The 7,507-nt window shown below is 70.9% G+C and carries 6 protein-coding genes; 3 read left to right on the forward strand and 3 right to left on the reverse strand.

What is annotated here, in order from left to right:
• Positions 1 to 87 precede the first annotated feature (87 nt).
• From ACWD6R_RS01500 to ACWD6R_RS01510, 3 genes are all read left to right on the forward strand, one after another.
• The gene (locus ACWD6R_RS01500) at positions 88 to 1,224 is read left to right on the forward strand and encodes an ABC transporter ATP-binding protein (RefSeq protein WP_451816811.1); all 1,137 of its coding nucleotides are present in this window, start codon (positions 88 to 90) and stop codon (positions 1,222 to 1,224) included.
• Positions 1,225 to 1,455: 231 nt separating this feature from the next.
• Positions 1,456 to 1,869: a hypothetical protein gene (locus tag ACWD6R_RS01505; RefSeq protein ID WP_451816812.1), complete on the forward strand. Its 414-nt coding sequence runs from the start codon at positions 1,456 to 1,458 to the stop codon at positions 1,867 to 1,869.
• Positions 1,870 to 1,904: 35 nt separating this feature from the next.
• Positions 1,905 to 2,615: a nucleotidyltransferase family protein gene (locus ACWD6R_RS01510; RefSeq protein WP_451816813.1), complete on the forward strand. Its 711-nt coding sequence runs from the start codon at positions 1,905 to 1,907 to the stop codon at positions 2,613 to 2,615.
• A gap of 286 nt (positions 2,616 to 2,901) precedes the next feature.
• Here ACWD6R_RS01510 and ACWD6R_RS01515 read toward each other — a convergent pair whose 3' ends face one another.
• The 3 genes from ACWD6R_RS01515 to cysS form a co-directional block, all read right to left on the reverse strand.
• The gene (locus tag ACWD6R_RS01515) at positions 2,902 to 4,518 is read right to left on the reverse strand and encodes a DoxX family membrane protein (protein WP_451816814.1); all 1,617 of its coding nucleotides are present in this window, start codon (positions 4,516 to 4,518) and stop codon (positions 2,902 to 2,904) included.
• 203 nt (positions 4,519 to 4,721) lie between these two features.
• On the reverse strand, positions 4,722 to 5,678 hold the full coding sequence (rlmB, locus tag ACWD6R_RS01520) for a 23S rRNA (guanosine(2251)-2'-O)-methyltransferase RlmB (RefSeq protein WP_451816815.1): 957 nt from the start codon (positions 5,676 to 5,678) through the stop codon (positions 4,722 to 4,724).
• Between the two features lie 80 nt (positions 5,679 to 5,758).
• The gene (cysS, locus tag ACWD6R_RS01525) at positions 5,759 to 7,162 is read right to left on the reverse strand and encodes a cysteine--tRNA ligase (RefSeq protein WP_451816816.1); all 1,404 of its coding nucleotides are present in this window, start codon (positions 7,160 to 7,162) and stop codon (positions 5,759 to 5,761) included.
• Positions 7,163 to 7,507: the final 345 nt, after the last annotated feature.

The following is a 7,507-nucleotide window of genomic DNA, read 5'->3' on the forward strand; positions in this document are numbered from 1 at the left end:
CGTCACGGCAGGTTCACCCAAGTGGACCAGACCACTCCCTACTCGGATCGTCCGGCACGTTCCTGCCGGTGGAGGAGAAGATTCAGCATGGCCAGTGTCACGTTCGACAAGGCGTCCCGCATCTACCCCGGCTCCACCAAGCCCGCCGTGGACCAGCTCGAGATCGACATCGCGGACGGTGAGTTCCTCGTACTCGTCGGTCCTTCCGGTTGTGGCAAGTCGACCTCCCTGCGCATGCTCGCAGGTCTCGAGGACGTCAACGGCGGCGCGATCCGCATCGGTGACCGCGATGTCACGCACCTGCCGCCGAAGGACCGGGACATCGCCATGGTGTTCCAGAACTACGCGCTCTACCCGCACATGTCCGTCGCGGACAACATGGGCTTCGCGCTGAAGATCGCCGGTATCAACAAGGCCGAGATCCGGGCGAAGGTCGAAGAGGCCGCCAAGATGCTGGACCTCACCGAATACCTGGACCGCAAGCCGAAGGCGCTCTCCGGTGGTCAGCGTCAGCGTGTCGCGATGGGTCGCGCCATCGTGCGTGAGCCGCAGGTCTTCCTCATGGATGAGCCGCTGTCGAACCTCGACGCCAAGCTCCGTGTCTCCACCCGTACGCAGATCGCGTCGCTCCAGCGCCGCCTCGGCATCACGACCGTGTACGTCACGCACGACCAGGTCGAGGCCCTCACCATGGGTGACCGCGTCGCGGTCCTCAAGGACGGTCTGCTGCAGCAGGTCGACTCGCCGCGCAACATGTACGACCGCCCGGCCAACCTCTTCGTCGCCGGCTTCATCGGCTCCCCGGCCATGAACCTGGTCGAGGTCCCGATCACCGACGGTGGCGTGAAGTTCGGCAACAGCGTCGTCCCGGTCTCCCGCGAGGCGCTCACCGCCGCCGCGGACAAGGGCGACACCACGGTCACGGTCGGCATCCGCCCGGAGCACTTCGACATCGTCGAGCACGGTGGCGCCGCCGCCAAGTCGCTCTCCAAGGACAGTGCCGACGCCCCGGCCGGTCTGGCCGTCTCGGTCAACGTCGTCGAGGAGCTCGGCGCCGACGGCTTCGTCTACGGTTCCGCGCGCGTCGGCGGTGCGGACAAGGACCTGGTCGTCCGTGTCGGCGGCCGCGCCGTGCCGGAGAAGGGCACCACGCTGCACGTCGTGCCGCGCCCGGACGAGCTGCACGTCTTCTCGACCTCGACGGGTGAGCGTCTCACCGACTGACGTCACACATGCCGTACGACGGCCCCGCACCCCTCGTGGTGCGGGGCCGTCCGCGTACCGAAGCACGTGTACGGGTTTGAGCCCGAGGGTCCGGCATCTTCGGCAAATACCCTGGTACTTCGGTCATTTCACCGGCAGGCGTCAACGCGGGATTCGAAAAGCATCCTCGAACCATCCCCCGCGAGAGTGACGCAATGTCGTCGATTCATCACCGGCCGCTACGCTCGCTGCGTGACCCACACCGCGCGCCGCATCGGCCGAACTCTCGCTCTCGTCCTGCCCGTCGTCATGGTCCTCTCCGGGACTCTCGCGGTCACCCGTGTGCCGTGGGCAGCGCACAACTCCGAGTCGCAGGTCCTCACCGCGTCGGCTCGGACCGTATCGAAGCACGCCACGTCGCGCGCCCCGCAGGACGTCCTGCGGGGCCGGCTTCTCGTGGAGCTTCAGGAGAAGGACCCGGGCGTCGCGCTGACGGACCTCCAGCGCGCCGTCGAGGGACGCCCCTCGCTCGCCCGGCACTGCATGTCGATCGCCAGGGCGCTGGGCCGCGCCGCGGTCGAGCAGTACGGTCCGACGCGGGCGCACCGGTTCTCCCGCCCGGTCTGCGACACGTCGTTCGCCTCGGGTGTCGCGCAGTTCAGCTGACCGGCACGGTCCGGGCACGGCCTATCGTGCCTGGCATGCATACGTATCCGACGCAGGCCGTGATCCTGGCAGGTGGCCAGGGATCGCGGCTACGCCCGTACACCGATGACCGCCCCAAGCCGATGGTCGAGATCCCGGGCACCGGGACCCCGATCATCGGCCATCAGCTTTCCTGGCTGGCCGCCGAGGGCGTGACCGATGTCGTCGTCTCGTGCGGTCATCTGGCCGAGGTGCTCCAGGAGTGGCTCGCCGAGGCCGTCCTGCCGCTCCGGGTGACCACCGTGGTGGAGTCGGAGCCGCTGGGCCGCGGCGGCGGCCTGAGGTACGCCGCCGCCCGGCTGCCGGACCCGTCGGAGCCCTGGTATGCCACCAACGGCGACATCTGGACGCGTTTCTCGCTGCGTGAGATGGCCGCGTTCCATGCGGAGCGCGATGCGACCGCGACGCTGGCTCTGGCCCGTCCCCGTATCCCGTGGGGTGCCGTGGAGACGGACGCATTCGGGCACATCACCGACTTCATCGAGTCGCCGCCGTCCCCGTATCTGATCAACGCGGGTGTGTACGTCTTCTCGCCGGCGTTCACGACGCTGCTGCCGGAACGCGGCGACCATGAGCGGACGACGTTCCCCCGGCTGGCCCGCGAGCGGCGGCTGGCCGGATACCCGCTGCCGCACGGCGCGTACTGGCGGGCCATCGACACGGCGAAGGACCTGGCCGAGGCGGCGAAGGAGCTGGACGGCCGGTAGCGCCGCGGGGCGGCGTGGCGGGCACGGCAGAGGGGCGGTCACCGGGGTTCCGGTGACCGCCCCTCCCGCGTGGTGTGCGGCTCAGAGCCTGTCGGGTGACCTTCGATCGGAAAGCGGACGCGGTCTGGTGCGTGCGATTCCAAGGCGCCGGAAGGCCCTCGGACGGGGTCTCCCCTGCTCGAACGAAGCTGAGAGCTTGGGGAAGGAGCTCCTAGGGCATTTCGGCAACGCGGGAAGCGTGCGTGCCAGGGCGTGGCCGCCCGATCAGAGGTCACCCGACAGGCTCTCAGCCGAGCAGGCCGCCGATCGGGTTGCGGCCGCCGCCCGACGTGCCGCCGGACGTCGAGCCCGTGGAGCCGCCGTCGGTCGAACCACCGCTGGTGGAGCCGCCGCCCGTGCCGGTGGAGCCGGAGGAGCTCGGTCCGGCGCTGGTCGTCGGGGGCTGCTGCGGGGTCGTCTGCTGCGGGGGCTGCTGCCCGGTGCCCTGTGTCTCGCTGGGCTGTCCGGCGCCGACGCCGGCGGCCCGGCCGGACTCGCGGACGCTGTCCGTGCCGGGCGTGGACGCCTGTGCGGAGGGCGTGGCAACGGCGCTGGAGCGCGGCGGGGAGGGCTTCTGTCCGGCGGGGCTGCGCGAGGCCCTGCCCTTGTCCGACTCCTGCGGGAGCGGGGAGCCGGGGAGCTGGTTGGTCGGGTTGTCGTTCGGTCCGGGCACGGTGACGACCTCGGAGGAGCGGACGGCGCCGCCGAGCATCGAACCGATGAGCAGGGTGAGCCCGACGACGACGGTGGCGACGACGGCGCCGCGGCGCAGCACCCGGCGGCGCAGGTCCCAGATCGCGGAGCGCGGGCCGAGCCTGCGCCATGCCTCGCCGGCCAGGCGCCCGTCGGCGGAGTAGACGGGGGCGCCCGCGATGACGAGCGGGCTCCACGCGGCGAGGTAGATGATGTCCGGCGTGTCGTAGACGGCGACGGTCCGCCAGCTGACGGTGACCAGCAGCGCGGCGGAGAGCAGGGCGCCGACCGAGGCGGCGACCCGCTGCCAGAGGCCGAGGACGGTGAGGACGCCGACGACGACCTGGAGGAAGGCGACGGTGAGTCCGGCCCCGACCGGGTGTGAGAGTGCGAAGTCCCGCAGCGGTTCGGCGAGTCCCCAAGGGTGCAGCGAGGTCAGCCACTTGACCATGGAGCCGCGCTCGCCGCCGTCGAAGTAGACGGGGTCGCAGAGCTTGCCCATGCCCGCGTAGATGGAGATGAAGCCGAGGAACACCCGCATCGGCAGGAGTACGACCCCGAGGTTCATCCGGCGTCCGGGGTAGTACGCGTGCCGGACGGTGTCGGCGCTGTGCCGTTGCGACCTGCTCCCGGCGGTCTCGTCGAACTCGTCGTCCTCGTACGGCTCATGGTCGTACGGACCGGTGTCGATGGCGTCGTATGCGCCGACCACCTGTCGCATCGGGGGCAGCAGCGGGCCTTTGCCGTGGCGGCCGCCGGACCGGTGGGGGGCGGGGATGATGGGGGTGGGCTGGGTTTCGTCCAGGCGCGGGATGACCTGGGTGGCGCCCGAGCCGCCGTCGAACTCGTCGCCGTACGGGCTGTACCCGCCGTCGAGGCCGACTGCGGTGGAGTTCCGTACGGCCTGGAGGAGTCCGGTGGCGCCGGGGGCGGACTTGCCGCTCCACACGACGGGCGAGCGCCTGCCGCGTCCCGCCCCGCTGCCGCTCATGGCGGGGACCCTGGCGGACCCCGCGGGGGCGGCACCGCGCACCCGTGCGCGCTGGCCGGGGGCGAGCTGCACCCGGAAGCTGGCGTGGTTGACGATGACCTGCGCTGGGTCGCAGTCCACCTTGGCCATGCTCAGGGCGGGTAGTTCGTCGAACCGAGGCGTTCTGGTGTCCACACTCATCTAACCGAGTGATGTGTGATTAGGACACTGCCTTGACGACCCCGATGTGTCCGAGACCCGTCAACAGGCCCGGGCGGTGCGGTGGCCGGGGTGCGCGCGGCGGTCGGTGCCGCCGCGTCTGCCGAGGTCCGAGCCCTGCGCCGCCGTCCGGCAGTGCGGGCTCCCGGACGGCCGGCCTCGGGCCCGTCCGGGAGCCGCCCCGGTCAGACGCGGCGCCGGGCCGCCTCGTACAGCACGATGCCCGCGGCGACGCCGGCGTTCAGCGACTCCGCGCCGCCCGGCATCGGGATCCTGACGAGGTAGTCGCAGGTCTCGCCGACCAGACGGCCCAGGCCCTTGCCCTCGCTGCCGATGACGATGACGACGGGTCCGCCGAGCGCCTCCAGGTCCTGGACGGTGTGCTCGCCGTCGGCGGCGAGGCCGACGACCGTGATGCCGGCCTTCTGGTAGCCCTCCAGGGCGCGGGTCAGGTTCGTCACCCGGGAAACCGGCGTACGGGCCGCCGTGCCCGCCGAGGACTTCCAGGCGCCCGCCGTCATCCCGGCCGCACGGCGCTCCGGCACGACGACACCGTGGCCGCCGAACGCGGAGACGGAGCGGACGATCGCACCGAGGTTGCGCGGGTCGGTGACGCCGTCGAGGGCGACGATCAGCGGGTCCTCGCCGTTGTCGTACGCGGCAGCGGTGAGGTCCTCCGGGTGCGCGTACTCGTACGGCGGGACCTGCAGGACGAGGCCCTGGTGGTTCAGGCCGTTCGTCATCCGGTCGAGCTCGGGGCGCGGCGCCTCCATCAGGTTGATGTTGCCGCGCTGGCCGGCGAGCTGGAGCGCGTCGCGCACCCGCTCGTCGTTGTCGATGTACTGCTGGACGTACAGAGTGGTCGCCGGGACGCCGTCGCGCAGCGCCTCGTAGACCGGGTTGCGGCCCACGACCATCTCGGACGTGCCCTTGGCGCCACCGCGCCGCGGGGCGGGCCGGCGGGCCGCGGCCTGCTTCGCCTGGGCGTTGGCGACCCGGTTCTTCTTGTGTCCCTTGCGGGCGGAGGCGGGCGGCGTCGGTCCCTTGCCTTCGAGACCACGGCGTCGGTTACCGCCGCTGCCGACCTGCATGCCCTTCTTGTTGGACGTGCGGCGGTTCCTGCGCTGGCTGTTCCCGGCCATGACCTACCTGTTTCGTTGCTTCAGACGTGCGTACGTAATGAAAGTGTGCCGCCCGGATCGCCGGGCGGCACATGGGCGGACTACTGGCGCGGGCCGAGCGTCCACCGTGGGCCCGTCGGACTGTCCTCGATGACGAGGCCCGACTGGTTGAGCTGGTCGCGGATGGCGTCGGCGGCGGGCCAGTCCTTGCGGTCGCGGGCCGACTGGCGCTGGTCCAGGACGAGGCGTACGAGCGTGTCGACGACCCCGTGCAGATCCTCGCCGCGGTCGCTCTCGCCCGCCCAGTGTTCGTCGAGCGGGTCGAGGCCGAGGACGCCGAGCATCGCGCGGACCTCCGCGAGCCTGGCGACTGCCGCTTCCTTGTCGTCGGCGGCGAGCGCGGAGTTGCCCTGCCGGACGGTGGTGTGGACGATTGCGAGCGCCTGCGGGACGCCCAGGTCGTCGTCCATCGCCTCGGCGAACGCGGGCGGCACCTCGGAGGCGGCCACGACCTCGCCGCCCGCCTTCTCGATGACCCGCTGGATGAAGCCCTCGATCCGCGCGAACGCGGACTCCGCCTCGCGCAGCGCCTCCTCGCTGTACTCGATCATCGACCGGTAGTGCGGGGTGCCGAGGTAGTAGCGCAGCACGATGGGGCGCCACGCCTTGACCATCTCGCTGACGAGCACCGAGTTGCCGAGCGACTTCGACATCTTCTCGCCGGACATGGTGACCCAGCCGTTGTGCACCCAGTACTTCGCGAACTCATCGCCGTAGGCCTTCGCCTGGGCGATCTCGTTCTCGTGGTGCGGGAAGATCAGGTCGATGCCGCCGCCGTGGATGTCGAAGGCGGTGCCGAGGTACTTGTGCGCCATGGCGGAGCACTCCAGGTGCCAGCCGGGGCGGCCGCGGCCCCACGGGGTCTCCCAGCTGGGCTCGCCCGGCTTGGTCGCCTTCCACATCGCGAAGTCGCGCTGGTCGCGCTTGCCGGTCTCGCCCTCGCCGGACGGCTGGCGCAGGTCGTCCAGGTCCTGGTTGGAGAGCTCCAGATAGCCGGGGAACGACCGCACGTCGAAGTAGACGTTGCCGTCGGCCTCGTAGGCGTGACCGCGCTCGATCAGGCCGCGCATCATCTCGATCATCTCGGTGATGTGGCCGGTGGCGCGCGGTTCGTAGGTGGGCGGGAGGCAGCCGAGCGCGTCGTAGCCGTCGTTGAACGCGCGCTCGTTCTCGTACCCGATCGACCACCAGGGGCGGCCCTGCTCGGCCGATTTCCCAATGATCTTGTCGTCGATGTCGGTGACGTTCCGGATGAATGTGACGTCGTAGCCGCGGTAGGCGAACCAGCGGCGCATGATGTCGAAATTCAGCCCGGACCGGATGTGCCCGATGTGCGGGGCGGCCTGGACGGTCGCGCCACAGAGGTAGATCGAGACGCAGCCCGCTGTGAGCGGGACGAAGTCACGGATCTGCCGGGCGCTGGTGTCGTACAGGCGAATAGTCACCCCTCAAGGGTAGTGGGCCCGCAGCTGTGCGCAGTGCCCCCTTGGGGCCAGCGGAACAACTTCGTGTTGTCGGCGCCCGAAAGTGGCCGCCGTCTTTGTCCTCAATCGCCGGACAGGCTTGATTTTTCGGCGCCGTGTCCCGGGGCACCGTCGCCTGCCCGGTGGTGGGGTGGGCGGGGCCCTTCCGGGGTGTCTCCTCGAACGACGAACGTTCGGCGGGTACGCGGGCGAGCCCGGGTCTTTGTTCGTCGTCCTGCGGGGACTCCCCTGCACGGCCCCGGACCGGCCGTCGCGCGTCAGCGGCCCGGTGTGCCCTCTTGTCACGACCGCCGGGTCGCGGGCGTG

This window comes from Streptomyces sp. NPDC005151, from assembly GCF_053599875.1.

Coding starts and splice junctions, on each gene's coding strand:
- ACWD6R_RS01500 (WP_451816811.1), top strand. CDS start 88: ATGGCCAGTGTCACGTTCGACAAGGCGTCCCGCATCTACCCCGGCTCC.
- ACWD6R_RS01515 (WP_451816814.1), bottom strand. CDS start 4,518: ATGAGTGTGGACACCAGAACGCCTCGGTTCGACGAACTACCCGCCCTG.
- rlmB (WP_451816815.1), bottom strand. CDS start 5,678: ATGGCCGGGAACAGCCAGCGCAGGAACCGCCGCACGTCCAACAAGAAG.
- ACWD6R_RS01510 (WP_451816813.1), top strand. CDS start 1,905: ATGCATACGTATCCGACGCAGGCCGTGATCCTGGCAGGTGGCCAGGGA.